This window comes from Rhizobium sp. BK650 (genome assembly GCF_014195325.1).
Lineage (GTDB): Bacteria > Pseudomonadota > Alphaproteobacteria > Rhizobiales > Rhizobiaceae > Rhizobium.
Map to the genome: position 1 here is coordinate 51,591 of NZ_JACIBK010000015.1, position 25,634 is coordinate 77,224.

The following is a 25,634-nucleotide window of genomic DNA, read 5'->3' on the forward strand; positions in this document are numbered from 1 at the left end:
GCACTGCACGCAAGTGCTCGGGCCTGTTGCTGTCAGGCAAGCTGCGCCTTCTTCCAGCTCGCGGGCGTCGTGCCCAAATTCTTGCGGAAGACACGGGTGAAATGGGCCTGATCGGCAAAGCCGGTTTCGACGGCAATGGTCGTTAAGGGATACTCGCTGCCGATCAGGAGATGTTTTGCGCGCTCGAGACGGACATTGGTCTGATACTGATGCGGCGCCACGCCGGTCGAAGCCTTGAAGGCATGGCTGAAATGGGATTGCGACAGGCCGGTGACCGCTGCCAATTCCTCAAGGCGGATATTGCGCAGGCAGTTTTCCTCGATGAAATCGGTGGCGCGGCGCAACTGCCAGGCGGCAAGCCTGCTGCGCTTGCGCGGCTGCATCTTGGTCAATTTCAGCACATCGATAATGAGGGAAAGTGACAGGCCGTCGCCATAGAGATCATGCAGCGGCTGCGGATTGACGCATTCGGCGGCAATCAACTGGGCGAGCGACAACAGGCGCTCGTCGAAAAAAAGCAACTGCGCATTGGCGAGGCGCTGTGGATCGAGATCGTCGCCGAGCCTTCGGCTGATGGTCTCGACATCGAAATGGATGTCGAGATGGCGCACCGAATGCACATCCACGAGATCGGCCCAGACTTCCATATCAGCCGGCACGTAGGAGATCGGCCGCTTTTCAGTATCCTGCACTGCGCCATAGGCATGCGGCGAGAGCTTCACCCGCGAACTGCCCGGCCCGCGCTTTTCGAGGAGAATGAAAAGCCGCGGGTCGCGGGAGACGTAGTAGCCGCCGGAATGGGGAGCGCAGTCCACATCCCAGACATCGGCCACGATGCCGTTCCACACCCGGCGATCGACGCCCTTGGTGACGGAAAAGCCGTGAATCTTGTTCTGCATGCGCGGTTGAAACGTCATTTCCACTTCCGCCTCCAGCCGGTGGCCGGAATAAACCTTCATAATAAACTCAAGTTTAATATAGGAGGCAAAGCGGTATGACAATCACCGAGTGAAGGTGGGTAAAAATGCCGGTATCAGACGACAAAGAAAGTCAGTCGCGCGCTATCGCCAAAGCGGATGTCGATTTCACCGGGCTCGGTAAGTTCGACGGCACCGCTGAGCGTACCTGTGGTGACAAGTGCGCCCGATTTCAGCGAGCCTTCCGGCCGCAGCGGGTCGTTGGCGTAGTCGACAAGCCAGGTGACGACATCGCTCTTCGGATGTTTGGCAAGACCGTCATAGATCACCTTGCTGCCTTGGGTCACCTTGAGCGGGGTGCTGGCAGCCGTATCGATGAAGCTCTTTTCGATGGAGGGGCCGAGCACATAGCCGCTATTGCCGAGGCGATCCGCGAGGAAGAGAAGGAAGGAGACAGCACCGCTTTCCTTGACCGCGCTGATAAGCAGTTCGGCGCCGAGATAGGCGGTGGATATCGCTTCCAGCACTTCGGCACGGCTGTAGGGGGCCTCCTTGCGGTAGGGCAGATCCCTGCCGAAGCGAACGGCAATTTCGGTTTCGAATTTCAGTCCCGGATGCCAGACAATGGTGGCACCCGATACGGCTTCGGCATAGGGATGAAGAGGTGCTGTCACCGGCTGCCCCTCGGGCGAGACCGTGACCTTCCAGGCATTGCTCGCAATCCCTTCCTCAGCCTTCAGGAAATCTTGTGCGTCCATCGCCCGATGAAGATCGGTCGGCAGTGCAAAGGCGCTCGTCGGTTCCTGTTTGGCTGCCTGGCGCAGGCCGTAGAGTTTGGCGGCCAGTGCGCGCGGGTCGAACGATTCATTCATGCTGGTTCCTCCATCAAATCGAGAGGCGCCACACTAGCGGCGCAGCTGGCATGAACAAGGGCAATCGTGGAAAGACTGTTATTCCATCGCGGCGTACCAACGCTTCCGGTAGACGGAAAGCCCTGGGATCGTCGAGGGAGTGAAATATTTCCCTGTGCCGGAAACGGGTCTGATGCCGGTCAGTAGGGCGGCGCCCTGGCTGGTGCCGGTCGAACCCGGCAGCGCCGTCGTATCACGGCCGGTCAAGGCGGCGAGCAGGAAGAGATAGGTTTCGTTCATTGCGAACGGCCCCTCGACAATGATCGGGCCTTTTGCACCGACTAGCCCGAGACAGGCTTCCGTCATCAGCGCCAGATAAAGGCAGGCGCCAGCATAGCGCTCCTCGCAGCTCGCCGCCTCCGGACCGATCCAGCGACTGACTTTGCCGGGGAAGGGACCCGAGCCCGGCGCCACGTTTGGCAGTAGCATGATGCCCTTCGTCACGACATCTCCGATAACGGCATGCGCTGCGGCATCGCTGACTTGGCCGATCTCGGCCGAAAGGATTTCGAACTCGCGGCCGCCCATGAAGCGGGAGGACGGCACGGCGCGGCCATAGGCATCGACATTGGCAAGTGCATCGCGTTTTGCGTCGAGGTTGTCGAGATTGCCGCCAACGCCGAAATTGATGACCCAGGTACCGGTCGAGACGACGGCAAAGGGCGCCTCGCGAGCCACAAGATGCGGCAAGAGCGATGCATTGGAATCGTGGATGCCGCAATAGACCGGCACAGAGAGCCCGATTTCCTTAGCAATGTCAGGCAGGACCCGGCCAAGCACATCGAAGGCCGAATGGATCGGCGCCATCAGCTGGCGAATGGCGAGCGTATCGACCAGCGAGGAATAGGCACCGGTCTTCGGATTCCAGAGGTCCGTGTGACAACCGAGCGAGGTCGCCTCGTTTGCTACAACACCCGTTAGCCGCGCCGACCAGTATTGCGCATAGGTGAGAATGGTTGCGACTTTGGCGAATTCGGCAGGGAACGCGGTCTGCTGATAGTGGAGCTGCGCGCCGATATTCAACCCCATCGACAGGCGCGGCGAGAAAGTCTCGTCAAAGGATGGTCGCAGTGCATCATAAGCATCGCTAATATCGCGCGGATATTCATGCTCGTAGTCGATGACAGGCATGGCGAGCCGGCCGCCAATATCAAGCAAGGCGGCAGCAGCACCGTGCGTGGTGATCGAAATCGCATCGAAACCCGGTTCGCTGGCAAAGGCTTTCAACGAGGCAAGTGTAAAGTCCCAGAGCGCTTCGATATCGTAATGCGGATAGAGACCATCGCGGATGACCGTATTCGGCCGCTTGCGGACAGCGATTTCGTTTCCCGTTGCGCTGTCGAGCACGACGACCTTGGCATTGGTCTTGCCGATATCGAGAACGGCGATGCGGCGATAGGCGCTCATGGCATATGGAAGACGGTGACGAGGTCGCTCTGGACGGGCGAATTATCCGGATTGGTTTCCATGATATCGGCCATATGCGCCCACCATTTCTTCATGACGGGATGCTCGGGAAGGCTTGCCATCGTGTGATCCTGCGGCCGGGTCAGCACGCCGAAAAGCGTGTTGGTCTCGCGGTCGAGATGGATCGAATAGTCGCTGGCGCCGGACTGATGCAGCAGATCGACCAGTTCCGGCCAGATCTCATCGTGCCGCTTCCTGTATTCGGCCTCCATACCGGGGTTGAGCTTCATCTTGAAGGCGTGTTTTTCCAGGCTCATTTGGCGCTCATGGCTTTGATGCGGCGGGCGATGATCGGGAGTGCGATGGTGATGATCAAAAGCAAGCCGATGAAGATCGACATGACGATGCCCGGCACGTTCAACAGGCCTAGGCCGAAAGTGACAAGGCCCATGACGAAGGCGGCGATGACAACGCCGCCAATCGTGCCGGAACCGCCGAGGATCGAGATGCCGCCGAGCACGACCATGGTGACGACCTCAAGTTCCCACCCTTGCGCGATCGACGGGCGGGTCGAGCCGAGGCGCGAGGTGAGGCAGACGGCGGCGATACCGCTCATCACGCCGGTCAGCAGGAAGAGGATGAATTTCACGCGCTCGACCGGAATGCCGGAGAAGCGGGCGGCAAACTCATTGTTACCGATCGTATAGACCTGCCGGCCGAAATTCGTGGCATGCAGCAGGATGGCGAAAAGGATCGCCAGCACGATGAACAGCACGAATTCAAAAGAGAAAACCCAGACGACGTAACCCTGGCCGAAATAGGCGAAATCAGGCGGATATTTGCCGTAAGCCTGGTCGCCGAGCACGATGTAGGAAATGCCGCGGAAGAGGCTCATCGTGCCGATGGTGACGACGATGGAGGGCAGCTTCAATACGGAAACGAGCACGCCGTTGAAGATGCCGCAGAGAAGGCCGGTACCGAGGCCGATCAGTACGAGGCCAGGCGTTCCGACGCCGGCCTGTGCCGCAGCCCCCATGGCCGTGGAAGCAAGCGCGATGATCGCGGCGACCGACAGGTCGATCTCACCGGCGATAACGAGCAACGCCATTGCAAAGGCGATCATCGCCTTTTCGGTGAAGTTGAAGGTCGCGTCAGACAGGTTCCAGGCATCGAGGAAATAGGGCGAGGCCACGGAATTGAAGATGAAGATCAGGACGGCCACACCGAAGAGCAGCACTTCCCAGCTTGACATGACGCGCTTGAAGGGTGTGCCGAGGCGATCGGGAATGACGCGCTTTTCGGGTGTTGACGAAACGGCGCTCATGCTGTGACCTCCGCTGCTGCGCGATCGCGCAGGATGATGCGGCCACGATTGCGCTCGCGCCTTGCATTGAAGACGACGGCGAGAATGATGACGGTTCCTGAGATTGCCATCTGCGTGAAAGGCGAAATGCCGATGACGGGCAGGGCGTTCTTGATGACGCCGAGGAAGAGTGCGCCGAGCACCGTGCCGGCGACCGAACCGACACCGCCGGCAATCGAGATGCCGCCGATCACGCAGGCCGCGACGCTGTCGAGCTCGAAGCCATTGGCAATATCGACATAGGCGACCGCATAACGGGAAACCCAGAGATAGCTGGAAAGACCGGCGAGCGCGCCCGAGAGCACAAAGGCCAGAAATTTCGTCTTGCCCGTATCGATACCGGCATAAATGGCAGCCGTCGGATTGCCGCCGGTTGCATAGGCCGAGCGGCCGAACGGGCTGTAGCGCAGGAGCATATACATCAGCGCGACGATGATGATGGCGACCCAACTCAGCACAGGCAAGCCGAGGATCGGCGTGCGAGGTACGGCAAGGAAGGTCGGCGTCATCTGATGCGCGTTTACCCAGGCGCCGCCCGAGAGCACGAAGGCCATGCCGCGATAGATGGTGAGCGTACCGAGGGTGACGACGATCGGCGGTATTTCGAGCCGCCAGACGAGGAAGCCGTTGATCGAACCAAGCGCTGCGCCGATCACGACTGCTGTAAGGATGAGGATGATGAGCGGCAGTCCGGGGAATGCAGCATTCATCATCGCGATCGCCATGCCGGTGAAGGCGAGGTTGGCGGCAACCGAAAGGTCGATCGATTTCGTCAGGATCACCGTCATCTGTGCAAGCGCCAGGATGATGAGGATTGCCGTATCGTTGAAGATGCCGGCGAGATTGTCCGGTGTCGCGAAATCGGCTGCGCGCGCCGAGAACACTGCAATCATCACCACGATGATCGCAAAGAGCAGGGTTTCGCGTTTTCTGATCAGTCTCATCATGCCCGTCACCTCATGCATTTCCGGTCGCCGCGCGCACCAGCGCTTCCGGCGAAAGTTGATCGCGTTCGAAGAGCCCGGCCGACAGGCCTTCTTTCATGACGAGCACGCGGTCCGACATGCCGATGATCTCGGGCAGTTCGGAAGAGATCATGATGATGGAGAGTCCTTCGGCCGCAAGTTCGCTGATGAAGCCATGGACGGCAGCCTTCGAGCCGATATCGATACCCTTGGTGGGTTCGTCGAGGATGATGACCTTCGGCTTGGTGGCGAGCCACTTGCCGATGACGACTTTCTGCTGATTGCCGCCGGATAGTGTGCCGACAGGTACGGACAGGGCAGCAGCACGCAGGTCCAGGCGCTCGGCATATTTGCGGGCGAGCGCGAATTCCTCCGCCGCCTGCAGGAAGCCCTTGCGCGAGGTGCGCGGCAGCGACGGTAGGGTCATGTTCTGATAGATCGGCATGGGAAGCGCCAGGCCATGGCGGCCGCGCTCTTCCGGTACATAGACGATGCCGGCTTTAATCGCGTCATGCGACGAGTTGACTGAAATCTCCCGGCCTTCAAGCGTCAGTCTACCAGAGAGCGGCTTGGTGATGCCGAACAGCGATTGGGCGAGCTCCGAACGTCCGGCGCCGATCAGGCCGTAGATGCCAAGGATTTCGCCCTTGCGCAGCGTCAGCGAAATGTCGCGGAATTCGGTGCGATGGCTGTATTTTTCGACTTCGAGCACCGGCCCGCCGATCGCCACTTCGATCTTCGGGAAGGCGTTTTCGACGTCGCGGCCGACCATCATGCGGACGATTTCGTCCTGCGGCGTTTCCGTGAGCCTCCCGTGGCCGACGGCCCGGCCGTCGCGGAAGACCACGTAATTGTCGGCGATCTCATAGAGCTCGTCGAATTTATGGCTGATGAAGAGGATGGCCTTGCCGCTCGCCTTCAGGCCCTCGACGATGCGGAAAAGGTCGTCGATCTCTTTGCGCGAAAGGGCAGCCGTCGGTTCGTCCATGATGACGATTCGGGCCTCGATCGACAAAGCGCGGGCGATCGCCACGAGGTGGCGCTGCGCAATCGAGAGGTCCTTCAGGCGGATCGTCGGATCGATATTGCTTTCGAGCGAGGTCAGCAGCGTTCTGGCACGGCTGTTCATTTCGCTCCAGTCGATCGTGCGCCAGCGGGTGCGCGGCGCATGACCGAGGAAGATATTTTCAGCGACCGAAAGCTCGTCGAAGAGCACGGTTTCCTGGTGAATGGCGGTAACGCCGGCATCGATGGCCGCCTGCGCCGTCGCAAAGTGTACCGGCTGGCCGTCGACGATGATCTCGCCCTCGTTCGGGCGATAGATGCCAGTCAGGATCTTGACGAGCGTCGACTTGCCGGCGCCATTTTCGCCGATCAGTGCCGTCACCTTGCCGGGATAAAGCGCGATGCTGACATTATCGAGCGCCTTCACGCCCGGAAAGATTTGCGAGATGCCGCGCATTTCCAGAATGGCGGATGCGTCATCGGTTTTTTGATCCGCAACGGGATGTTGAAGGGCAGAGGTCATCAGCAAGCTTACCACCATCGAAAGAGAAGCCCGGCGGCAGAGCCGCCGGGGGTCCGTTCATGATCCCTGAAATCAGAAGACCTTGGAGAACTGGTCGATGTTCGAGGCATTGTAGACGAAGGGGTCGGCCATGGCGGCTTCACCATTGTCGCCAATCTTGATCTTGCCCATGCGGCCGGCTTCGATTTCGCTGCCCGGCTTGCCGTCGGCATCACCTTTTGCAAGGTGATAAGCGATTTGGGTTGCGGAGTAGCCGAGGTCAATCGGGTTCCAGATGGCAAATTCCTTGGTGGCACCCGACTTGATCGCGCCAGCCATTTCGGAGGGCAGACCGAGACCGGTGACGTAGACCTTGCCGATGAGGCCCTTGTCTTCGACAACCTTGGAGGCTGCGAGAACGCCGACCGTTGTCGGGGCGACGATGACCTTGACGTTCGGGTTGGACTTCAGGAGGCCTTCGGCTTCACGATAGGACTTGTCCGAGAGGTCGTCGCCGTAGACGGTGGTGACGAGGTTCAGGCCCGGGAAATCCTTGAGCTGCTTCTTCATCTGGTCGATCCAGATGTTCTGGTTGGTCGAGGTCGTCGTTGCCGACAGGATGGCGAAGTCACCCTTGCCGCCATCAAGATGATCCTTGGCGAGCGTCAGGCACATCTTGCCGATCAGCTCGTTCGAAGACGGGTTGAGCTGCAGGATGCGGCCTTCCGGAGCAACACCGGAATCCCAGGAAATAACCTTGATACCGCGCTGGCTAGCCTTCTTCAGCGCCGGAACGACGGCGTCGGGATCGTTTGCCGAGATCGCGATGGCGTCGACGCCCTGAGCGATCAGCGAGTTGATCACTTCGATCTGGCCTTCGGCCGTCGTCGTCGTCGGGCCAGTGTAGATGACCTCCACGCCGCCGAGTTCCTTGGCCGCTTCCTGAGCGCCCTTGTTGGCGGCATCGAAGAAGCCGTTGCCGAGCGACTTTACGACGAGGCCGATCTTGATGTCCTTGGCGCTTGCGCTGCCGGCCATCATGGCAACGGCAAAAGCCACACCGATTGCAAGTGTCTTTGCAAGTTTCATGTCATGTCCTCCCATTAAGATTTAGACTTCCACACCTCGCCGACGCCTCATGCGACCGACGAGGAATCCTCCTTCACTGCCTGGGCCACCGGGCTTGCCACGACGAGCCGCACGCCGGCATTGTCGATCATGCGCGCCGCTTCCTCCGAAATGCCGTCATCGGTGATGACCACAGATACGCGGTCGAGCGAGCAAAGAATGAGGCTCGACCGGCGATTGAATTTGCTAGAATCGACCATGACGACGAGCTCGTCGGCCTGGTGCATCAGCTTCTGCTCGCTCTGGATGATGAGGGCATCCGCCTCCATGATGCCGAGCGGGCCGACGCCCTGGGCGCCGATGAACATGCGCCGCGCATAGAAATTGCGGATCGCGTCATTGTCGAAGGGCGACAGGATCAGGCTCTGCTCGCGATAGATCGCGCCGCCCGGCACAGTCACCGTGTTCTTGGAGTGCTTCACCAAATGTTCTGCGATGGCGAAGGAATTGGTCATAACCTGCATGCGATGGCCGGCCATGTAGTGCACCATCTGGAAGGTGGTCGTGCCGCCATTGATGATGATGGCATCGCCCGCCTCGCAGAGATCGACGGCTGCGCGCGCGATTGAGCGCTTTTTATCGATATTGACCGATTCTGAAACCCTGAACGGGCGCCCCGCAAGATTTCCAAGCTGGGGCGGGTGCACCGCTTCCGCGCCGCCGCGAACGCGCCGGATCTTGCCCTGAACGTGAAGAGCCGCAATGTCGCGCCGGATTGTCGCTTCAGAAGCCTCCGTCAATTCAGAAATGTCCTGAATCGTGACGACGGACTTTTCCTGGACAGCGCTTAAGATAATGCGATGGCGTTCGCGTTCGTGCATTGGGCTCCTCCTCTTGTCATATTTATTTCGCATCCGTTAAAGGCTGTCAATCAGAAACGATCATATATTTCCATATTGCGATGCAACATAATCGGATTTGATCGTTTTCGATTGACAACCGCCGTTTTGATGCGCGATATCGTGAGCGAAAGGGCGTGCTTATCGCAGCGCCCTGCAGGCCTATACACAAGCCTATATGGGAGGATGACATGGCGGCAAAGGTTCGACTTCTCGAGAACCGGTGGGACGATGCTTATGCGGCGAGCCTCGACGAGCCCGGCAAGCTTCTCTATCGCTCGAATCTGCTCGGCGCCGACAAGCGCATCACCAATTACGGTGGCGGCAATACCTCAGCCAAGGTCATGGAAACCGATCCCCTGACTGGCGAAAAGGTCAAGGTGCTCTGGGTTAAGGGCTCCGGCGGTGACGTCGGTACGATCAAGCTTGACGGGTTCGCGACGCTTTATCAGGACAAGCTGGAATCGCTGAAAGGCATCTACAAGGGCGTCGAGGATGAAGACCGCATGGTCGGCTTCCTGCCGCACTGCACCTTCAACCTGAACGCCCGCGCTGCTTCGATCGATACGCCGCTGCACGGATTCGTTCCCTTTGCGCATGTCGACCACATGCATCCAGACGCGATTATCGCGATTGCCGCCTCCAAGAATTCCAGGGAATTGACGAAGCAGGTCTTCGGTGAGGCGATCGGCTGGCTGCCCTGGCGTCGCCCGGGTTTCCAACTCGGCCTCGATCTCGAAGCCTTCGTCAAGGCGAACCCAAACGCCAAGGGGGTCGTGCTCGAGAGCCACGGCCTCTTTACCTGGGCCGACGACGCCAAGGCCTGCTACGAACTGACGCTCGACATTATCAACAAGGCAATCGAGTGGTTCGCCGCCCAGACCGAGGGCAAGACGATCTTCGGCGGTGCCGTCGTGCAGAGCCTGCCGGAAGTAGAGCGACGCGCGATAGCCGCCCGCCTGATGCCGGAAATCCGCGGCCGTATCGGCAAGCAGGAGCGCAAGCTCGGGCATTTCGATGATCAGGACGCGGTTCTGGAATTCGTCAATTCGAAGAACCTGCGTCCGCTCGGCGCGCTCGGCACCAGCTGCCCTGACCATTTCCTGCGCACCAAGATCCGTCCGCTGATCGTTGATTTCGATCCGGCAAGGCCTGATGTCGACGCCATCATCGCCGGCCTCGACAAGGCTTTGGAAGATTATCGCGCCGATTACGCGCGCTACTATAATGCCTGCAAGCATGACAATTCGCCTGCTATGCGTGATGCCAATCCGGTGATCTTCCTTGTGCCGGGCGTCGGCATGCTCTCCTTTGCCCGTGACAAGGCAACAGCGCGTATCGCCAGTGAATTCTACGTCAACGCCATCAACGTGATGCGCGGTTCCTCGACGGTCTCCGAATATCAGGGCCTGCCGGAGCAGGAAGCCTTCGATATCGAATACTGGCTTCTTGAAGAAGCCAAGCTGCAGCGCATGCCGAAGCCGAAGAGCCTTGCCGGTAAGGTCGCCTTCGTCACCGGCGGCGCCGGCGGTATCGGCCGCGCGACGGCTGCGCGCCTCGTCGGCGAGGGCGCCTGCGTGGTGCTTGCCGATATCGATCAGGCTGCACTTGAATCGACCGAAGCCGAATTCGTGAAGAAGTACGGCGCGGACGCGGTGCGCACTTTGAAGCTCGACGTTACCAAGGAAGATGGCGTGATCGCCTCTTTTGCCGAATCCTGCGTCGAGTTCGGCGGCATCGACATCCTCGTTTCGAATGCCGGCATCGCTTCTTCGGCACCGATCGAAACGACCGAGCTGTCGACGTGGAATCGCAACATCGACATTCTGGCGACCGGCTATTTCCTCGTTTCGCGTGAGGCTTTCCGCCTGTTCCGCCGCCAGGCGCTCGGCGGCAACGTCGTCTTCATTGCATCAAAGAATGGCCTTGCCGCTTCGCCGAATGCGGCCGCCTATTGCACGGCAAAGGCTGCCGAAATCCACCTTGCCCGTTGCCTGGCGCTCGAAGGCGCAGAGGCCGGCATCCGCGTCAATACGGTCAATCCGGATGCCGTCCTGCGCGGCTCGAAGATCTGGAGCGGCGAATGGCGCGAACAGCGTGCGGCCTCCTCGAAGATCGAGGTCGACGATCTCGAGGAACATTACCGCAAGCGTTCCATGCTGAAGCTGAACGTCTTTCCGGAAGACATTGCCGAAGCCGTTTACTTCCTGGCGTCCGATCTTTCGGCCAAGTCGACCGGCAATATCATCAATGTCGATGCCGGCAATGTTCAAAGCTTCACGCGCTGATAGCGAGCGGCGGGCATTGCCCGCCGCAACAAAATCTCTGGGAGGAAGACATGGCTGAATTCAGGATTGCGCCGGATCTGGTCGCAACGGAAAATGACAAGCGCGATGCTGCGCTGAAGGCTGACTACGAAGCGCTCGGCGCTACACTCGCCCGTCGCGGCGTTGATATCGAGGCGATCACCCGCAAGGTTTCGGAATTCACCGTGGCCGTGCCATCCTGGGGCGTGGGCACCGGCGGCACGCGCTTTGCCCGTTTCCCAGGCACCGGCGAGCCGCGCGGCATCTTCGACAAGCTCGACGATTGCGCCGTCATCAACCAGCTGACGCAGGCAACGCCGACCGTTTCACTGCATATCCCCTGGGATAAGAGCGATGTTAAGGAGCTGAAGGCGAAGGGCGATGCCCTTGGTCTCGGCTTCGACGCGATGAACTCCAACACCTTCTCCGATGCGCCCGGCCAGAAGCTGACCTATAAATATGGCTCGCTCAGTCACACGGACGCGGCGACCCGGCAACAGGCGATCGAACATAACATCGAATGCATCGAGATCGGCAAGGCGCTGGGCTCCAAGGCGCTGACCGTCTGGATTGGCGACGGTTCCAATTTCCCCGGACAGAGCAACTTCACCAAAGCCTTCGAGCGTTATCTCGCCTCGATGGCCGAGATCTACGAGGCGTTGCCGGATGACTGGCGGCTCTTCTCCGAGCACAAGATGTACGAGCCGGCCTTCTATTCGACGGTCGTGCAGGATTGGGGCACCAACTATCTGATCGCCCAGACGCTTGGTCCAAAAGCCTATTGCCTGGTCGACCTCGGCCATCATGCGCCGAATACCAATATCGAGATGATCGTCGCCCGCCTGATCCAGTTCGGCAAGCTCGGCGGCTTCCATTTCAACGACTCGAAATATGGTGATGACGACCTCGACGCCGGTGCGATCGAGCCCTATCGCCTGTTCCTGGTCTTCAATGAGCTCGTCGACGCTGAAGAGCGCGGCGTCAATGATTTCCATCCGGCCCACATGATCGATCAGTCGCACAACGTGACGGACCCGATCGAAAGCTTGATCAACAGCGCCAACGAAATCCGCCGCGCCTATGCGCAGGCCCTGATCGTCGACCGCAAGGCACTTGAAGGCTACCAGCAGGACAACGATGCGCTGATGGCTACCGAAACGCTGAAGCGCGCCTACCGCGCCGATGTCGAGCCGATCCTCGCCGAAGCTCGTCGCCGCGCCGGCGGCGCGATCGATCCGATCGCCACCTATCGCGCCAGCGGCTACCGGAAAAAGGTAGCCGCCGAGCGCCCCGCTTCCGTTTCTGGCGGCGGCGGCATAATCTAAACTTGATGGAGCAACGCGCTGCCCGCGCGGCGCGCTTTGCTTTATTGAACGCCTTTGAACATCTGGGGGTTTTGAATCGATCGTTGCAGGTTTTGGAGCTGATCGACACTGACGCCGCCTTTTGCAATACCCGCGTCGTTCTTCCGGATCAGATCCTCGAAGAATGCTGGCCCTTTATAGTGCTCCACATCGAGGCCCTGAGGATTGGGCGGTGGTGAGCCGGCCGGCTTTTCCAGAGCTGTTATGCGTAAATTTGCAGCCTGCAACGCTTCGCTGACCTTCTTCAAGTCTTCTCTTATCGACAAGTTCTCTTTGGCGACGTTCACGACTTGATCGGTTAGCTCAGACGTCTCTTCCCGCCGCGCGAATTTGAAGCCTTTATCCGACCATTCGAAGTTGGCCACGAAGGGTAGGCATACAAGAGCGACGCCTGCACCTAATATGATCGCGTGCCCAACGGTGACGGCAATGTTCCGCGAGATAACAATCAAGGAAATGATCGCGATGACGATCCCAATTCCGATGACTATCCAATCGCTAAATCTAAGGCCGGTAGTCTCATAGGATGGAACGGTGCTTTGCGCATATGCCGAGGCTATGAATTCCATTGCGTCCCCTTCGCAATATCCATAAGATTGTAAATTTAATACTACACAACTATAAACTCAGCAATGTCTTCCGGGAATTGAATAAGGAGATACTTTCTTTTGCTACCATAGTGACAGTAGGGGCCGCTGCGAATTACGGCAGCGACCCCCGAAATGCAATTACGGCTTCCACTGGCCTGCAACCTGCCGGGTGGCGACGTTCAGCCGGTTCCACACATTGATATTGGCGATTGCGATGACGAGGGCCGCGAGGCTCTTGCCATCGTAATGGCGTGTGCATTCGTCCCAGACCTCATCCGGCACCGGATCGGGCCGGTCGCTGAGGCGGGTGACGGCCTCGGTGAGGGCCAGCGCGGCGCGTTCGGCCTCGCGGTAATAGGGTGCCTCGCGCCAGCCTGCGACGGCAAACAGCCGCTCGTCGGTTTCGCCGTGTTTGCGGGCGATGCGCCAATGCCCGTCGATGCAGACGCTGCAACCGTTGATCTGGCTGGCGCGCAGATAGATGATTTCCAGAAATCCCGGCGCAAGCCCGACGGCGGCCGGCAATTTGCCGAGGGCGTTGAGCGCCTGCATGGCGTCCGGGATGACGAGGGCTGGATTTCCCATTCTCTCTTGCATGTTCAATCTCCTGATAGCGTGTGTCCCTTGACGCAGGACCGGCATGTCGCCGGCTCTCGTTCGTCATAGGGTTGACGGATCGGGACGAGGCAATGTGACGAGAACAGGAAAAAGATGAGAAGCAACGTCGACTGCGTAGTCAAAGTCGCCGCGCCTGACCAGCTTCATGCTATAGCTGCTAGGTTTCATAACGCCGCTGTTGTCAGGCGTGGACTTTGTAGCGCAGGGCGATGACACCGTTACCTATCGCCTCCGCCGATAGCAGCGAGAGCTGCGTTTTGCCCGCCAATCCTCCGTCGAACGTGACGACTGGCTGACCACCGCTTCCGTCCAGAGCCGGGGCAACGAGCAGATGGAACTCATCGATCAGCCCAGCGGCAAAGAAGGCGCCATTGATCGCGGCTCCGCCCTCCAGCAGCAGCTTGCGGATGCCGAGCTCCTGCTTGAGCACATCGAGCGCGGCACGCAGATCGATCTCGGCGGAGGACGAGACTATGTAGGAAATGCCGTCGGCGGCGAGTTCCGCAAGATGCGCGTCCGGCACCTCGCTGCCGAGGATGACGACGATATGATCGCCATCGACATCCGGCCGCGTGAAATGCAGCTTGCCCGAGGTGTCCAGGGCAATCGCGTAGTTGTTTGCCTTGCGATCGGCAAAATGCTGTGGCCGTTCCACCGAGCCTGTCGATTGCGGCGGGTGCGGCTTGCCTTTCGCCATTTCAGCCATGGTCACACGACCGACGATCCAGGCGTCGCCTCGTAGCGCTTCGTGTGTCGTCTGATAGAGCGCCGTCCATTCCTTTCGGCCGCCGTCCGGGCTTGCCGTCCATTGGCTTGGATGCAGGCCGCCGTCGAGGGAGGACATCATCAGGCAGACGACTTCCGGTTTCATGGCAGTTCCTTTCGAGCGGGTGCGGCAGGCAAATCAAAGTTTGATCGAAAGCAGGCCGCTGTCAGCAATGACAACGGTTGCATCGGCATAATGTTCGATCTCGGGATAACCCTTTAGCGAATGCTTGTGGCCAGCCGCCGTGATGACCATGACATCGGCTCCGGCCGCGGTTCCCGCCTTCACGCCGGCTTCGACGTCTTCAAAGACCAGGCATTCATGGGTGGAGAAGCCGAGCTTTTCGGCGCCAAGGATATAGCATTGCGGGTCAGGCTTGCCGATGGTCACATCTTCTGCCGTGACGATGGCAGGCGGCATCGGCAGTCCGGCTGCCTCGAGCCGGCGCTCTGCAAGCCGACGCGGAGAGGAGGTGACGATCGTCCACCGGTTCGGTGGCAGCGACGCCAGAAAATCGGCAGCGCCCGGAAGTGCCACGACACCTTCGACATCGCGAATTTCCTCTTCGGTGATCTCAGCTGCTTCCGCTTCGGCGTCGATATCAGGAAGATTCAGCCGCCTGATCGTATCGATTCCACGGGATCCATGCATCGTCGGCAGGAATTTTTCCACGTCCAGCCCATGTCGTGCGGCCCAGCGCCCCCAGACGCGTTCTGCCGAGGCAGTCGAACTCAGGATCGTGCCGTCCATGTCGAACAGGAAGGCGGCATATTGTTTGGAACCATCAAATCGGGAGAGCATCAGCAAACACCAGAGGTAGGGATCTGTGCGCCATCAGCCAATGAAAAATGCGGCAGGTCAAGTCGGCAGCAAAAATTCACGGGGCTTGAGGAGACATCGCTTCTGTCACATCGTTCGGCTCCCGTTCGTCATGGTCATGGGCTTAACGGGATGAGGAATGGAGCAATGAGCAAGAAAAACTGGCTGGCGGATGAATTCGAAGCGAACCGGACGCATATGCGCGCGGTCGCTTACCGCATGCTCGGTTCACGTGCGGAAGCGGAGGATGCTGTGCAGGAGGCATGGCTGCGTCTCACGCGGTCGGAAAGGGCCGGTGTCGATAATCTGTCCGGCTGGCTGACGACGGTGGTAGCCCGCATATGCCTGGACATGCTGCGTTCACGCAAGACGCGTCGCGAAGAGCCGCTGGAACTACCGGTGCACGGCGCAATCGCCGATATCGCTAGTAATCCGGAGCGTGAAACAGCTTTTGCCGATTCGGTAGGCATCGCCCTGCTTGTCGTATTGCAGACCCTTTCGCCTGCGGAGCGCGTCGCCTTCGTGCTGCACGACATGTTCGATCTGCCCTTCGAAGATATCGCCGCTGTGATCGGCCGCAGCGCTGCTGCTGCCCGCCAGCTTGCGAGCCGTGCGCGACGCAGGGTAAGCGGGCAGTCGGAAACGCCCGAAGTCGATCTGGCGCGCAGGCGAAGCATAGCCGAAGCCTTCTTGAGCGCCTCTCGCAACAGTGATCTTGACGCCCTGATCGCGGTACTTGCGCCGGATGCTGTGTTCCGGCCGGACGCTGCGGCGGTTCGCCTCGGCAATGTTGTTCCACTTTACGGCGCCGAGGCTATCGCCAAAAGCTTCAAGGGGCGGGCGAGGTCGGCAAAAGTCGCGCTTGTCGATGGCGAGATCGGAGTGGTTGTCTTTATCGAGGGTCAGTTGCGCATCGTGCTGGCGCTGGGGTTCGATGGAGACCGGATCGCGACGGTCGATGCGATTGCCGAGCCGGATCATCTGCGCGATATCGGCTATTCGATCTTCGAGAGCTGAATGATCATGATCGGTAGGTTTCATCCCGGTAGGACGGCGGATCTGGAAGGCGCGAGCCTCGCTTCGATGCCTCGGAGCATGGTTTGAAGAAGAAACGTATCCGCTGAGGAAGGGCTTAGCGGCTGCGCCAACCCATTAGCTTTTCGATGCGTTCTGCCGAGCTGCGCACTTGGTCAGTGTAATGGCTCTCATCTGAAAAAGCCTTCTGCTCTGGCAGAACGATGGAAATGGTGGCGACACACTGACCCTCACGATCGCAGATGGGTGAGGCGATGCAGGCAACCGCATAATCGGATTCTCCGGCCTGGATCGACAGGCGCGCTTCGAAGGCCTTGCCGGCCGATTGTGATAGCGTGGCGGGATCGATCTCGGCGCGTCCGGTCGGCGAGGAACGAGCACAGCGCTTGAAGAGCTCGACGCGCTCGTCTTCCTGCAGGTGGCCGACCAGCAGCCGGCCGGAGGCCGTCCAGTTGAGAGGTACGCGGGTGCCGACACGCGAGGCAACCTGGAAATGGCTGGGACCGTCAGCCATGGCAAGCACGAGCATGTAATCGCCGTCACGTCCGCAGACCTGAACGGTTTCGCCAGCTTGACGGCAGAGGTCGTGCATTTCATGCGTGGCGACACTCATGAAGTCGAGTGAACGGGCGTAGGCAAGGCCGTAGTGATAGAGCCGTGAGCCGAGCCAGATCGAACCGTCGGACTGGCGCGTCAGCATGTTTTTTTCGACGAGGTCGTCGACGATGACATAGACGGTCGAAAGTGGCGCCTTGACAGCTTTGGCGATAGCATAGACGCCGGCCGGCGATCCCGTCTCGTAAAGATGGTCGATCACCTGAAGCGCGCGGTCGATACCGCTGACGCGCGCGCGGCGGCTGCCCTTGGTACCGGCCTCTTCGGCCGGGCTTTCATCTTCGGAGATTGCGGGTGATGTGTTTCCGTCCAATTCACGCACCTCTGATGCCATAGCAGCCTGTTACATTACTATGGCATAGCTGCTTGCGAAGCAAATTGCAAAATCTTTGGAGCTTGCGGAAATGCCTGATAGCGGCGCAGTGGATACCGCTTCAGGCGGCGGTTGAGCTTGGCTGGACAAATGCCGAGCCCGGCGAAGGAATTGCCATTACGCAATATCGCAGGGTCACAAAGAGCCTGAGGCAGGAACAACAAGGCCAAGCCCGGTTCTTTGACCTATCGGCGCAGATATCGGCTGATTGGATTCCGCCTAAAGTCTGCGTCCGCGGCTTGCAAAGCCACCGCCGGTGGACATTGTCATGAAGACGGCGTCACCGGCGGCGAGCGTTTTATCGTCCTGGGAGATATCGTAAATCGGCGGGATGTTTAGAAACTTGCAACTCCGCGACGCCGGAAGCGCAGCCGCCCATGAGCAAGGGCTGCCGCCTGTTGATAGCGGCAGCCCGTCTGGGGCAGGGCTTAACCCCAGTGCCGATCGGGCCTCGGAAGGCCAGCGGTCAGGTCAGCCGAAGCAGGGCATCGCCGGCAGATTGGCGCGGCTGGCAAAGGACCCGATCATATCGCTCACCGCCGTGGAGGGACGCGGCTCGCGTTTGTGGGCGGCCGTCTCAAGGAGTTGCTTGAAGTCTTCAAGCTTCACGCCGTCGGCGCGGAGCACCATGGCGATCAGCGGGTCGCGAAGGGCTTCGGAAATGGTCAAATCTTCTCTGGTCTTTCTCATGGCACTATCCTCCTTTCGTGGGCGGTCGCCCGTGTTCCACCCCTGCCGCCAAGCGCTCCTGGCATTGACTTTCGCAGAGAGTAGTGTTACCGGTAAGTAACAATGCATTTGTTACCGATCGGTCACATCGATGTCAAGGACTTCGTCCGCGAAAAAATCAGAATCATTGAATGAAATCTCCGCAGCTGCCTCAGATGATCGAATCCCCCCGCGGGAGCGCATTGTCTCGACGGCTTTGGAACTTTTCCGCGAGCGTGGCATCCGCGGCATTGGCGTCGATGCCATCGCCGACGCGGCTGCTACCAACAAGATGACGCTCTACCGGCATTTCGGCTCCAAGGATGAGCTGGTCTGCGAGACACTGCGTCGCGCCTCCGAAAAAGCCGAGAAGATCTGGCGCGATCTCGAAGCCGCCCATCCGGGTGATGCCCGCGGCCAGCTGCTTGCCTGGGTCCAAGACCGTGCGCACTGTCTGAACGGCGAGCCCGCAGGCTGCGATCTCGCCAATGCCGCAATCGAATTGAAGGGCGAAGGCCACCCTGCGCATGAGTTGATCGAACGCCACAAGGCAATGCAGCGAAACCGCCTTGCGGCGCTTTGCGTGGCTGCTGGTGCGCGCGAGCCGGAACTTCTTGCCGACACGCTGACACTGTTGCTCGAGGGTGCGCGTGTTACCCGCCAGGCTATGGCGGACGGCGGCTGTTCCTGCCATTTTGAAAAGGCCTGCAACGTAGCGATATCCGCCTTCGGCTGACATTGACGCGGCCAAGGTGCTCAGGCTTTGGAACCTTGCAGGCGGCACGGCCGTTTTCCTGCTAATCCGGGAGCAATCTGGAGGCAGAGATGAATTACGCTTATCTCCGGCGCCTATATGCCAGACGGGCCGAACTTGAAGCCAAGCTCGAACTGCACGACGCGCGCTACTGCTTTGGCGAAGAGGAAGTGGATGACGGTACGCAAGACGATCTGAAGCAGCGTATCGAAGAGATCTCCGAGGAGATCGCGGCGCTGGAACATTCTCCGACCTAGCCGTTGGCGGCGCTCAGGATCGAAATTGTCCGTCCGTCGAATTTTCCGCCGTAAAAATGATCGATTGCCTTGTGGAATGGCGAGCCGTGATCGCTGACGGCGGCAAACAGCGTCATCGATGAGCGCAGCTTAAGATCATCAGGCGAACCCATGATATCATGGGCGCTTCGATCATTGACCGAGAGGATTGCCTCGACGCAGCGCAATAGACGGCTGCCGAGGATCGGATCAGCAAGGTAGGCTGAGGCCTCCTCCGCGGAGCGAATGGCGTATTTTTCCGCCATGGAAGACGTTCCAAGTCCGGCAATCTGGGGGAAGATGAACCACAGCCAATGGGAGCGCTTGCGGCCGGCCCGCAGCTCGGCAAGGGCGTGTTCATATATGCCATTCTGCGCTTCGATGAAGCGATGGAGATCGTAATCTACGTCACCGGCCATGGTTCCTTCCCCTTCTAATGCTTCGAATGCACGTCAGACGAGAGATTCCATGCCCGGCGAAAATCGCTAGCTCTTAGCAGACCTTGTCTGCATAAGGGCTCGTTTCTCGGCAATGTCCGTAGCGCTGGTGGTGCGGCACGAGACTATCCCCCGGAGGTGTCTGCCCCTCAACAGCCGAAGTCGTCATCGGATCGGTCGCCGTTGTTTGCGCCGACGGTGCCGTGAAGCCTACAAAGCTCAAGAGCACGAGGGCACCCACGACCACGATCCGCTCCAGGACCGACAGCTTCTGTGCGCTGACGTGATCGGCGTAATCGCGTTCGGCTTCGCCGTAAGTCACGTCCTCCTTCACATGCTGGTGTACCATATCCTGGTGCCCGGAGGTCCAAGTTTCAGAGTATTTCATTTCAAGTCTCCTGCAATGCACCGGGATGCGCCTTGGGAAGGCAAGCTAATGGCGTGCCTATTCGCTTCCTGCGTGCAGGACGCATGTGTGTGTTATCTGCGCGAAATTGAAGAGGGCTAGATCAAACTCAGTGTTCACAAAATCGTACCAATCATTGTGAAAAGCCGCGCAGGGGCTGGTCCGGCGAAACGATAGGCAGTAAATCCTATGTGATTTCCACAGGAACTTCCCCATGGCCTCTTCTTTCGGTGCGATGTCGATCGCTCAGCTTTCCGTCCTCATTCAAAGCGGCAAGGCCGATCCGATTGATGTTGCAGAAACGATCCTCGACGGCATCGAGCAACATGCCGACAAGACAGTCTTCACGGTCTTGTTGCGCGAGCGGGCGATGCGGGAGGCTCATGCTGCTTCGATGCGTATTCGCAATGGCCGCTCGCTCGGTGCTCTCGACGGCATTCCGATCGCCTGGAAAGATCTTTTCGATATCGAGGGTCTGGCCACCACTGCTGGGTCGGTAGTTCTGGCGGATAATGCGCCGGCAAGTCGGGATGCTGCGATCGTAACGACACTTAAGAATGCTGGCATGGTGGCCGTTGGCCGCACAAATATGAGCGAGTTCGCCTTTTCCGGCCTCGGCATCAACCCCCATTATGGCACGCCGGTAAATCCGCACAGTAAGGATGAGCCGCGCATTCCCGGCGGGTCTTCGTCCGGCGCGGGCGTTGCGGTCGCCGCCGGCCTCGTGCCGGTTGCCATGGGCACGGATACGGGAGGCTCGGTCCGCATTCCAGCTGCCTTGAACGGCGTCGTCGGCTACAAGGCGACACGCGGCCGTTATGCCATGGAGGGCGTTTATCCGCTGGCGACGAGCCTTGACTCGCTCGGTCCCCTCTGCCGTTCTGTCCAGGATGCTGTCTGGGTCGATGCCGCGATGCGCGGCCTGACGGCGCCGGAGATTGCCAGGCAGTCGCTACAGGGCGTCGAAATCGTTGTTGTCAGGAATGTCGTGTTCGACGGTTTGGGTTCGGGCGTTGCCGAATCCTTCGAGGGCGGCGTAGAGCGCCTGCGTGCTGCCGGTGCGCATATCAGCCCGATCGAAATCCCTGCCTTCGATGAAATTCTGGCGTTGATGGCCAAATATGGCGCTCTTGTTACCGCCGAAGCATTTGCCCTCCATCGCGAGCGGCTGGCGGGACCGCAGGCCGCGCGCATGGATCACCGGGTTGTCATGCGCACGCGTCTCGGTGAGAAGACCAGCATGCCAGACTATATTGCAATTCTTGCTGCACGCGCTCGATTGAATGCAGATGTCGAACGGCTGATAGGAAACCGCCTCGTTGCCTTTCCTTCGGTTGCTCATGTCGCGCCGCCGATTGCTGCACTCGAGACCGACGACGAGCTGTTCGTTGCCACCAATGGCAAGACATTGCGCAACACCGCGCTCGGCAATTTCCTGGACTGGTGCGGGGTTTCCATTCCTTGCGGCGAGGGTGAGGCGGGCATGCCGGTCGGCTTTCTGCTCTCGGCGCCCGCAAACCGTGACGAAGCACTGCTCGCCGTCTCGTTGGCCGCCGAGGCGGTCATTCGAGGAGACCGGAACTAGGCAAGTGCGGGCTTGATGCTGCGCGCCATTCTTGCCAAACTCCTCCCGAGGAAACGGGAGGAGATGAAAGATGCAGGCTTTGCAGAACGGTCGTTTTGCGGTTTCCACATGGTCGCTTCACCGGATGCTGGGCGCAACCTATCCATATAGTCCCGATCCCCAGAAAAGCGCTACGCGTCAGGAGCCCTATGGACCGGGCAGAGTTAACCTGCTCGACGTGCCGAAGATGCTCGCCGAACGCGGACTTGGCCGGCTGGAAGTCTGCTCGTTTCACCTGCCGAGCCTTGACGCCGCCTATCTCTCGGAATTCCGCGATGCGCTTGGGGCCTCCAACATTCTTTTCCAGACGCTGCTCGTCGAAGACGGAGATCCCAGCAATGCCGAGACGGGTGAACGCGACAGTGGCTGGATTGCCAGCTGGATCGATATCGCAAAGGCGCTGGGTGCTGAGCGCATCCGCGTCATCGCCGGCAAGCAAGCGCCCGACGACGAGAACCTTGCGCGTTCTGCGCGGCATCTGAAATGGTTAGCCGGGCAGGCGGAGGGAAGCGGCGTGCGCGTCGTTACCGAAAACTGGTTTGCCCTTCTGCCGTCGCCGAAGGAGATGAACTGGCTGCTCGACGCACTCGACGGCAAGATCGGCCTCAACGGCGACCTCGGAAACTGGTCGGCTCCTGCCAAATATGAAGGGCTTGCCGATATCATGCGCCGCGCTGAGATTTGCCACGCCAAGGCTGATTACAATGCTTCCGGTCTGGATGCTGCGGACTACCGTCATTGCCTGGAAATGTGCGAGAGGGCCGGCTACGCCGGACCCTATACGCTTATCTACGACTCGCCGTTCTTTGCAGATGAATGGGATGGCATCCTGTTGCAGAAGAGCTTCATCGAGGAATTCCTGCAAGGCGCACCGGCACGCCGCTCGGCATAGGCACGTTTCAGCTCATTCGCCCGTTTGCACCAAACCCAGGGCATGCAACCCGCGTGCCTTTTTTGCCAACCCCTGGCGTGGCGGCATCTTCTGGGTTGCCGCGGCTGTCGAATTCGGCATTGTCGGTATCGACGAGGGACTCATCTCGATGCTGATCATAGCCTTCGCTGGCCTGAAGAGGTCCGGCATCGGGGACGGTTCGAAGTACAGGATCGAAGCGTTTCCCAGGGTCAAATATATGGCCATCGATGGCCTGGAGAACTGAGGAGAATGCCATGAGTGCAGCTGATATTGACAGCTTTGCGACCCGGATCAGGGATGACGACAGCGCGATGATTTCGGCCTGGGTGGGCATTCCCGATCCGCTGCTTGTCAATCATCTGGCCCAGGAAGCCTTCGATGCGGTCGTGCTCGACATGCAGCATGGCATGTGGGATCTCCCCTCAGCGGCTGCTGCCGTTGGCCACGTGCGCATTGCCGGAAAGCCGGCGATCGCTCGCATTCCGGTTGGCGATTTTGCCTCTGCCTCCCGCCTGCTCGACGCCGGAGCGTCGGGCATCATTGCGCCGATGATCAATTCGGCCGAGGATGCAAAAGCCTTCGTGAAGACGACAAAGTATCCACCGGCAGGCGAGCGCAGCTGGGGGCCATCTCTGGCACTCAACCATACCGGACTTTCAGCCGATGACTATCTCAAGAAGGCCAATGATCTGACAGTCGCGATTGCCATGGTCGAGACGCGGGCAGCGCTCGAAGCGATCGACGATATCCTTGACGTTCCCGGTATCGATGGCATTTTCATCGGCCCTTCGGATCTTTCGATTGCGCTATCCAACGGCGACCAGGTTGCACCGAATGCTGCCGAAATCGACAGCGCCATGCAGCACGCCGTCGCCCGTTGCCGCGCACATGGAAAATTCGCCTGCGCTTTTGCTGGTGACGGCGAACGCGCCGGCGAACTTTTGAAATTTGGTTTCGCCTTTGTCATTGCAGGAGCCGAGACGGCGCAACTGCGATCTGGCGCCCGCAGGGCGATCAACGCCGCAAGGAAGATTGCTTCCGGCGGCTGACCCAATTCGACCGCTACGGTTCAAAACGGCATGCCGAGCTTCTGCGCTTGGCGCAGCAAAACGGGTCCTCTCTGATCAGACTCTGCTGCCTCTCATGCGATCATGTAGCCGCCATCAACCGGCATGGAGATGCCGTTGACCATTGCGGCTTCGTCCGAGAGTAAAAAGAGGATCACCTCCGCCACGTCTTCGGACTCTGCGAAGCGCCCGACCGGGATGCGGTTCAGCATGCCGGCGGCCTTCTCGGGATCGCTCCAGGCCTTAATCGCCATTGGCGTCAGCGTCACCGTCGGATGTACGCCGTTCACCCGGATGCCCTTCGGCGCCAATTCCTTGGCCATGACGCGCGTCAGCCCATCGAGACCGCCTTTGGACGCGCAATAGGCCGCGTGATCCGGTATGCCGACGAAAGAGGCAACAGAGGAGACATTGACGATGGCGCCGTGTCGACCGTCCTCGATCAGGGAGCGCGCATATTCCTGTGCCACGATCATCGGAGCGCGTGTGTTGACCGCGATCAGATGATCGAAGGCTTCGATCGTGGTGTCGAGAAAGGACTGCAGCTCGGTCGTTCCCGCGCAGTTGATCAGAAAATCCGCCGGAAGTGCGGCGCGCGCCGCCTCCCGCGTCGCCTTCGCATCGGCGAGATCGACTTGAATGGCTTGGCAGCCTAGATCCTTGCGGAGCGAAACGACGTCCTCGGCACTTCTGGTAAGGGCCGCGACCCTGGCGCCGCGGTTGACCAATATCTCTGCGACGACGCGGCCGATGCCCTTACCGGCGCCGGTGACGATTACTTTCTTACCTTCGAAAATCATATGCTCCTCGCCTTACAATCGCTGTCCCGTTGCCTGATCAAAGATGTGGACGCGGCGGGGATCAATATGAAAATGCAGTACCTTGCCGGGTGTGACTTCGATTCGCTCACGGATAAGGGCATCGATCGGCGCTCCGCCGACGCGGCCGAAGATCAGCGTTTCGGATCCCGTCGGCTCGTATACCGACACGTCAACCGGAATACCGTCGTCACCGATGGTGATGTGTTCCGGACGGATGCCGTAGGTTACGGCCTTGCCGTCCTCGGCATTCACGCCGTTCACCGGCAGGACAATGCCTTGATCGGTGACAACGACCTGTTTGCCCTCCCGCATCGTGATCCTGCCCTGGAGAAAGTTCATTGACGGGCTGCCTATGAAGCCGGCGACAAATAGATTGGCCGGGAAGTCGTAGAGCTCAAGCGGCTTGCCGACCTGCTCCACCCTTCCGTCCCGCATGACGACGATCTTGTTGGCCATCGTCATGGCCTCGATCTGGTCATGCGTGACGTAGACGGTGGTGGTCTTCAGCCGCTGGTGGAGTTCCTTGATCTCGACGCGCATGGTAACACGCAGCTTCGCATCGAGGTTCGATAGCGGCTCGTCGAACAGGAAGACTTGCGGGTCACGGACGATCGCCCTACCCATGGCGACGCGTTGCCGTTGCCCGCCCGACAGCTGTTTAGGATAGCGGTCGAGGTAGCGCGTCAGGTCGAGGATTTCGGCTGCCCTGCCGACCTTCTCGTCGATCTCCGATTTCGGGCGCTTTGCCATCTTCAGCGGAAAGCCCATATTCTCGGCAACTGTCTTGTGAGGATAGAGCGCATAGCTCTGGAAGACCATGGCAATGTCGCGCTCCTTCGGTGGAGCGTTAGTGACCACACGGCCGCCAATCCTGATGTCACCGCTGCTGACGGTCTCAAGACCCGCGATCATGCGCAGCAGCGTGGACTTGCCGCAGCCGGAGGGGCCAACCAGCACGACGAATTCGCCATCCTCGATATCGACGCTGACGCCGTGCATGACCTGCAGAGAGCCATATCTCTTGGTGACGTCGCTGACCTGTACGTTTGCCAATGTCGTTTCCCCCTAAATAAGCACGGCTTGCGTCTTTATAATCCCGATAAAAC

28 protein-coding genes are annotated in these 25,634 nt (G+C 59.6%); 8 read left to right on the top strand and 20 right to left on the bottom strand.

The features are described 5' to 3' along the window. Nucleotides 1-32 precede the first annotated feature (32 nt). The 9 genes from FHX15_RS27150 to FHX15_RS27190 form a co-directional block, all read right to left on the bottom strand. Nucleotides 33-917, bottom strand: coding sequence for a helix-turn-helix domain-containing protein (locus FHX15_RS27150; protein ID WP_184401537.1), 885 nt, complete (start codon nucleotides 915-917; stop codon nucleotides 33-35). A 116-nt stretch (nucleotides 918-1,033) separates the two neighbouring features. Further along, on the bottom strand, nucleotides 1,034-1,789 hold the full coding sequence (locus tag FHX15_RS27155; RefSeq protein ID WP_184401450.1) for a fumarylacetoacetate hydrolase family protein: 756 nt from the start codon (nucleotides 1,787-1,789) through the stop codon (nucleotides 1,034-1,036). 78 nt (nucleotides 1,790-1,867) lie between these two features. Beyond that, nucleotides 1,868-3,235 (bottom strand): FGGY-family carbohydrate kinase, encoded by a 1,368-nt coding sequence (locus tag FHX15_RS27160; protein ID WP_184401451.1) that lies wholly within the window; start codon nucleotides 3,233-3,235, stop codon nucleotides 1,868-1,870. Continuing rightward, nucleotides 3,232-3,552, bottom strand: a complete 321-nt coding sequence (gene rhaM / locus FHX15_RS27165; RefSeq protein WP_184401452.1) for an L-rhamnose mutarotase — start codon at nucleotides 3,550-3,552, stop codon at nucleotides 3,232-3,234. The genes FHX15_RS27160 and rhaM overlap by 4 nt, the downstream gene beginning before the upstream one ends. After that, on the bottom strand, nucleotides 3,549-4,559 hold the full coding sequence (locus FHX15_RS27170) for an ABC transporter permease (protein WP_184401453.1): 1,011 nt from the start codon (nucleotides 4,557-4,559) through the stop codon (nucleotides 3,549-3,551). Before FHX15_RS27170 ends, rhaM begins: the two co-directional genes overlap by 4 nt. Then, nucleotides 4,556-5,545, bottom strand: coding sequence for an ABC transporter permease (locus FHX15_RS27175; protein WP_184401454.1), 990 nt, complete (start codon nucleotides 5,543-5,545; stop codon nucleotides 4,556-4,558). The genes FHX15_RS27170 and FHX15_RS27175 overlap by 4 nt, the downstream gene beginning before the upstream one ends. Nucleotides 5,546-5,555: 10 nt before the next feature. Beyond that, nucleotides 5,556-7,091, bottom strand: coding sequence for a sugar ABC transporter ATP-binding protein (locus FHX15_RS27180; RefSeq protein WP_184401455.1), 1,536 nt, complete (start codon nucleotides 7,089-7,091; stop codon nucleotides 5,556-5,558). Nucleotides 7,092-7,163: 72 nt separating this feature from the next. Next, nucleotides 7,164-8,159, bottom strand: coding sequence for a rhamnose ABC transporter substrate-binding protein (gene rhaS / locus FHX15_RS27185; protein ID WP_184401456.1), 996 nt, complete (start codon nucleotides 8,157-8,159; stop codon nucleotides 7,164-7,166). A gap of 47 nt (nucleotides 8,160-8,206) precedes the next feature. Next, nucleotides 8,207-9,019: a DeoR/GlpR family DNA-binding transcription regulator gene (locus FHX15_RS27190; protein WP_184401457.1), complete on the bottom strand. Its 813-nt coding sequence runs from the start codon at nucleotides 9,017-9,019 to the stop codon at nucleotides 8,207-8,209. A gap of 209 nt (nucleotides 9,020-9,228) precedes the next feature. Between FHX15_RS27190 and FHX15_RS27195 the strand changes: the two genes are divergently transcribed. After that, complete coding sequence (locus tag FHX15_RS27195; protein ID WP_184401458.1) at nucleotides 9,229-11,325, top strand: bifunctional rhamnulose-1-phosphate aldolase/short-chain dehydrogenase; 2,097 nt, start codon at nucleotides 9,229-9,231, stop codon at nucleotides 11,323-11,325. 50 nt (nucleotides 11,326-11,375) lie between these two features. Further along, nucleotides 11,376-12,668 (top strand): L-rhamnose catabolism isomerase, encoded by a 1,293-nt coding sequence (rhaI, locus tag FHX15_RS27200; RefSeq protein WP_184401459.1) that lies wholly within the window; start codon nucleotides 11,376-11,378, stop codon nucleotides 12,666-12,668. A gap of 41 nt (nucleotides 12,669-12,709) precedes the next feature. Here the strand turns inward: rhaI and FHX15_RS27205 are convergent, their stop codons facing one another. The 4 genes from FHX15_RS27205 to FHX15_RS27220 all read right to left on the bottom strand — a co-directional run bounded on the left by FHX15_RS27205 (nucleotide 12,710) and on the right by FHX15_RS27220 (nucleotide 15,482). Continuing rightward, nucleotides 12,710-13,276 (bottom strand): hypothetical protein, encoded by a 567-nt coding sequence (locus FHX15_RS27205; protein ID WP_184401460.1) that lies wholly within the window; start codon nucleotides 13,274-13,276, stop codon nucleotides 12,710-12,712. Between the two features lie 159 nt (nucleotides 13,277-13,435). Beyond that, complete coding sequence (locus tag FHX15_RS27210; RefSeq protein ID WP_184401461.1) at nucleotides 13,436-13,894, bottom strand: carboxymuconolactone decarboxylase family protein; 459 nt, start codon at nucleotides 13,892-13,894, stop codon at nucleotides 13,436-13,438. A gap of 202 nt (nucleotides 13,895-14,096) precedes the next feature. Continuing rightward, complete coding sequence (locus tag FHX15_RS27215; RefSeq protein WP_184401462.1) at nucleotides 14,097-14,786, bottom strand: RibD family protein; 690 nt, start codon at nucleotides 14,784-14,786, stop codon at nucleotides 14,097-14,099. A 33-nt stretch (nucleotides 14,787-14,819) separates the two neighbouring features. Beyond that, a complete protein-coding gene (locus FHX15_RS27220; RefSeq protein WP_184401463.1) occupies nucleotides 14,820-15,482 on the bottom strand; it encodes an HAD-IA family hydrolase in 663 nt (220 codons plus the stop codon). Between the two features lie 165 nt (nucleotides 15,483-15,647). Here FHX15_RS27220 and FHX15_RS27225 point away from each other — a divergent pair, with 165 nt between their 5' ends. Beyond that, nucleotides 15,648-16,517 carry a sigma-70 family RNA polymerase sigma factor gene (locus FHX15_RS27225; RefSeq protein WP_184401464.1) on the top strand — a complete coding sequence of 290 codons (870 nt, stop codon included), beginning with the start codon at nucleotides 15,648-15,650 and terminating at the stop codon, nucleotides 16,515-16,517. 115 nt (nucleotides 16,518-16,632) lie between these two features. On the opposite strand, the gene FHX15_RS27230 is transcribed toward FHX15_RS27225, so the two are convergent. Next, entirely contained in the window at nucleotides 16,633-17,484 is an 852-nt protein-coding gene (locus tag FHX15_RS27230) for an IclR family transcriptional regulator (RefSeq protein WP_184401465.1), read from the bottom strand. A 510-nt stretch (nucleotides 17,485-17,994) separates the two neighbouring features. After that, a complete protein-coding gene (locus FHX15_RS27235) occupies nucleotides 17,995-18,213 on the bottom strand; it encodes a hypothetical protein (protein WP_184401466.1) in 219 nt (72 codons plus the stop codon). A gap of 130 nt (nucleotides 18,214-18,343) precedes the next feature. Between FHX15_RS27235 and FHX15_RS27240 the strand changes: the two genes are divergently transcribed. Together FHX15_RS27240 and FHX15_RS27245 are read left to right on the top strand one after the other, a co-directional pair. Next, nucleotides 18,344-18,967, top strand: coding sequence for a TetR/AcrR family transcriptional regulator (locus FHX15_RS27240; RefSeq protein WP_184401467.1), 624 nt, complete (start codon nucleotides 18,344-18,346; stop codon nucleotides 18,965-18,967). Nucleotides 18,968-19,056: 89 nt separating this feature from the next. After that, a complete protein-coding gene (locus tag FHX15_RS27245) occupies nucleotides 19,057-19,242 on the top strand; it encodes a hypothetical protein (RefSeq protein ID WP_184401468.1) in 186 nt (61 codons plus the stop codon). Here the strand turns inward: FHX15_RS27245 and FHX15_RS27250 are convergent. Beyond that, nucleotides 19,239-19,679 carry a DUF1810 domain-containing protein gene (locus FHX15_RS27250; RefSeq protein WP_184401469.1) on the bottom strand — a complete coding sequence of 147 codons (441 nt, stop codon included), beginning with the start codon at nucleotides 19,677-19,679 and terminating at the stop codon, nucleotides 19,239-19,241. The genes FHX15_RS27245 and FHX15_RS27250 overlap by 4 nt on opposite strands. A gap of 73 nt (nucleotides 19,680-19,752) precedes the next feature. After that, nucleotides 19,753-20,046 (bottom strand): hypothetical protein, encoded by a 294-nt coding sequence (locus FHX15_RS27255; protein WP_184401538.1) that lies wholly within the window; start codon nucleotides 20,044-20,046, stop codon nucleotides 19,753-19,755. A 271-nt stretch (nucleotides 20,047-20,317) separates the two neighbouring features. On the opposite strand from FHX15_RS27255, the gene FHX15_RS27260 reads away from it, so the two are divergent. Together FHX15_RS27260 and FHX15_RS27265 are read left to right on the top strand one after the other, a co-directional pair. After that, complete coding sequence (locus FHX15_RS27260) at nucleotides 20,318-21,688, top strand: amidase (protein WP_184401470.1); 1,371 nt, start codon at nucleotides 20,318-20,320, stop codon at nucleotides 21,686-21,688. Between the two features lie 70 nt (nucleotides 21,689-21,758). Next, entirely contained in the window at nucleotides 21,759-22,619 is an 861-nt protein-coding gene (locus FHX15_RS27265; protein WP_184401471.1) for a sugar phosphate isomerase/epimerase family protein, read from the top strand. A gap of 7 nt (nucleotides 22,620-22,626) precedes the next feature. On the opposite strand, the gene FHX15_RS27270 is transcribed toward FHX15_RS27265, so the two are convergent. Next, complete coding sequence (locus FHX15_RS27270) at nucleotides 22,627-22,896, bottom strand: hypothetical protein (RefSeq protein WP_184401472.1); 270 nt, start codon at nucleotides 22,894-22,896, stop codon at nucleotides 22,627-22,629. Here FHX15_RS27270 and FHX15_RS27275 point away from each other — a divergent pair. Further along, nucleotides 22,895-23,689: an HpcH/HpaI aldolase family protein gene (locus FHX15_RS27275; RefSeq protein ID WP_184401473.1), complete on the top strand. Its 795-nt coding sequence runs from the start codon at nucleotides 22,895-22,897 to the stop codon at nucleotides 23,687-23,689. The two genes, FHX15_RS27270 and FHX15_RS27275, sit on opposite strands and share 2 nt — an antisense overlap. Before the next feature lie 92 nt (nucleotides 23,690-23,781). On the opposite strand, the gene FHX15_RS27280 is transcribed toward FHX15_RS27275, so the two are convergent. Then, nucleotides 23,782-24,507, bottom strand: coding sequence for an SDR family oxidoreductase (locus tag FHX15_RS27280; protein ID WP_184401474.1), 726 nt, complete (start codon nucleotides 24,505-24,507; stop codon nucleotides 23,782-23,784). A gap of 12 nt (nucleotides 24,508-24,519) precedes the next feature. After that, nucleotides 24,520-25,581 (bottom strand): ABC transporter ATP-binding protein, encoded by a 1,062-nt coding sequence (locus FHX15_RS27285; RefSeq protein ID WP_184401475.1) that lies wholly within the window; start codon nucleotides 25,579-25,581, stop codon nucleotides 24,520-24,522. Nucleotides 25,582-25,634 lie beyond the last annotated feature (53 nt).

Excerpts from the sequence above, each read along its gene's own strand:
- FHX15_RS27150 (WP_184401537.1), bottom strand. The coding sequence starts at position 917 with ATGACGTTTCAACCGCGCATGCAGAACAAGATTCACGGCTTTTCCGTC.
- FHX15_RS27155 (WP_184401450.1), bottom strand. The coding sequence starts at position 1,789 with ATGAATGAATCGTTCGACCCGCGCGCACTGGCCGCCAAACTCTACGGC.
- FHX15_RS27160 (WP_184401451.1), bottom strand. The coding sequence starts at position 3,235 with ATGAGCGCCTATCGCCGCATCGCCGTTCTCGATATCGGCAAGACCAAT.
- rhaM (WP_184401452.1), bottom strand. The coding sequence starts at position 3,552 with ATGAGCCTGGAAAAACACGCCTTCAAGATGAAGCTCAACCCCGGTATG.
- FHX15_RS27170 (WP_184401453.1), bottom strand. The coding sequence starts at position 4,559 with ATGAGCGCCGTTTCGTCAACACCCGAAAAGCGCGTCATTCCCGATCGC.
- FHX15_RS27175 (WP_184401454.1), bottom strand. The coding sequence starts at position 5,545 with ATGATGAGACTGATCAGAAAACGCGAAACCCTGCTCTTTGCGATCATC.
- FHX15_RS27180 (WP_184401455.1), bottom strand. The coding sequence starts at position 7,091 with ATGACCTCTGCCCTTCAACATCCCGTTGCGGATCAAAAAACCGATGAC.
- rhaS (WP_184401456.1), bottom strand. The coding sequence starts at position 8,159 with ATGAAACTTGCAAAGACACTTGCAATCGGTGTGGCTTTTGCCGTTGCC.
- FHX15_RS27190 (WP_184401457.1), bottom strand. The coding sequence starts at position 9,019 with ATGCACGAACGCGAACGCCATCGCATTATCTTAAGCGCTGTCCAGGAA.
- FHX15_RS27195 (WP_184401458.1), top strand. The coding sequence starts at position 9,229 with ATGGCGGCAAAGGTTCGACTTCTCGAGAACCGGTGGGACGATGCTTAT.
- rhaI (WP_184401459.1), top strand. The coding sequence starts at position 11,376 with ATGGCTGAATTCAGGATTGCGCCGGATCTGGTCGCAACGGAAAATGAC.
- FHX15_RS27205 (WP_184401460.1), bottom strand. The coding sequence starts at position 13,276 with ATGGAATTCATAGCCTCGGCATATGCGCAAAGCACCGTTCCATCCTAT.
- FHX15_RS27210 (WP_184401461.1), bottom strand. The coding sequence starts at position 13,894 with ATGCAAGAGAGAATGGGAAATCCAGCCCTCGTCATCCCGGACGCCATG.
- FHX15_RS27215 (WP_184401462.1), bottom strand. The coding sequence starts at position 14,786 with ATGAAACCGGAAGTCGTCTGCCTGATGATGTCCTCCCTCGACGGCGGC.
- FHX15_RS27220 (WP_184401463.1), bottom strand. The coding sequence starts at position 15,482 with ATGCTCTCCCGATTTGATGGTTCCAAACAATATGCCGCCTTCCTGTTC.
- FHX15_RS27225 (WP_184401464.1), top strand. The coding sequence starts at position 15,648 with ATGAGCAAGAAAAACTGGCTGGCGGATGAATTCGAAGCGAACCGGACG.
- FHX15_RS27230 (WP_184401465.1), bottom strand. The coding sequence starts at position 17,484 with ATGGCATCAGAGGTGCGTGAATTGGACGGAAACACATCACCCGCAATC.
- FHX15_RS27235 (WP_184401466.1), bottom strand. The coding sequence starts at position 18,213 with ATGAGAAAGACCAGAGAAGATTTGACCATTTCCGAAGCCCTTCGCGAC.
- FHX15_RS27240 (WP_184401467.1), top strand. The coding sequence starts at position 18,344 with ATGTCAAGGACTTCGTCCGCGAAAAAATCAGAATCATTGAATGAAATC.
- FHX15_RS27245 (WP_184401468.1), top strand. The coding sequence starts at position 19,057 with ATGAATTACGCTTATCTCCGGCGCCTATATGCCAGACGGGCCGAACTT.
- FHX15_RS27250 (WP_184401469.1), bottom strand. The coding sequence starts at position 19,679 with ATGGCCGGTGACGTAGATTACGATCTCCATCGCTTCATCGAAGCGCAG.
- FHX15_RS27255 (WP_184401538.1), bottom strand. The coding sequence starts at position 20,046 with ATGGTACACCAGCATGTGAAGGAGGACGTGACTTACGGCGAAGCCGAA.
- FHX15_RS27260 (WP_184401470.1), top strand. The coding sequence starts at position 20,318 with ATGGCCTCTTCTTTCGGTGCGATGTCGATCGCTCAGCTTTCCGTCCTC.
- FHX15_RS27265 (WP_184401471.1), top strand. The coding sequence starts at position 21,759 with ATGCAGGCTTTGCAGAACGGTCGTTTTGCGGTTTCCACATGGTCGCTT.
- FHX15_RS27275 (WP_184401473.1), top strand. The coding sequence starts at position 22,895 with ATGAGTGCAGCTGATATTGACAGCTTTGCGACCCGGATCAGGGATGAC.
- FHX15_RS27270 (WP_184401472.1), bottom strand. The coding sequence starts at position 22,896 with ATGGCATTCTCCTCAGTTCTCCAGGCCATCGATGGCCATATATTTGAC.
- FHX15_RS27280 (WP_184401474.1), bottom strand. The coding sequence starts at position 24,507 with ATGATTTTCGAAGGTAAGAAAGTAATCGTCACCGGCGCCGGTAAGGGC.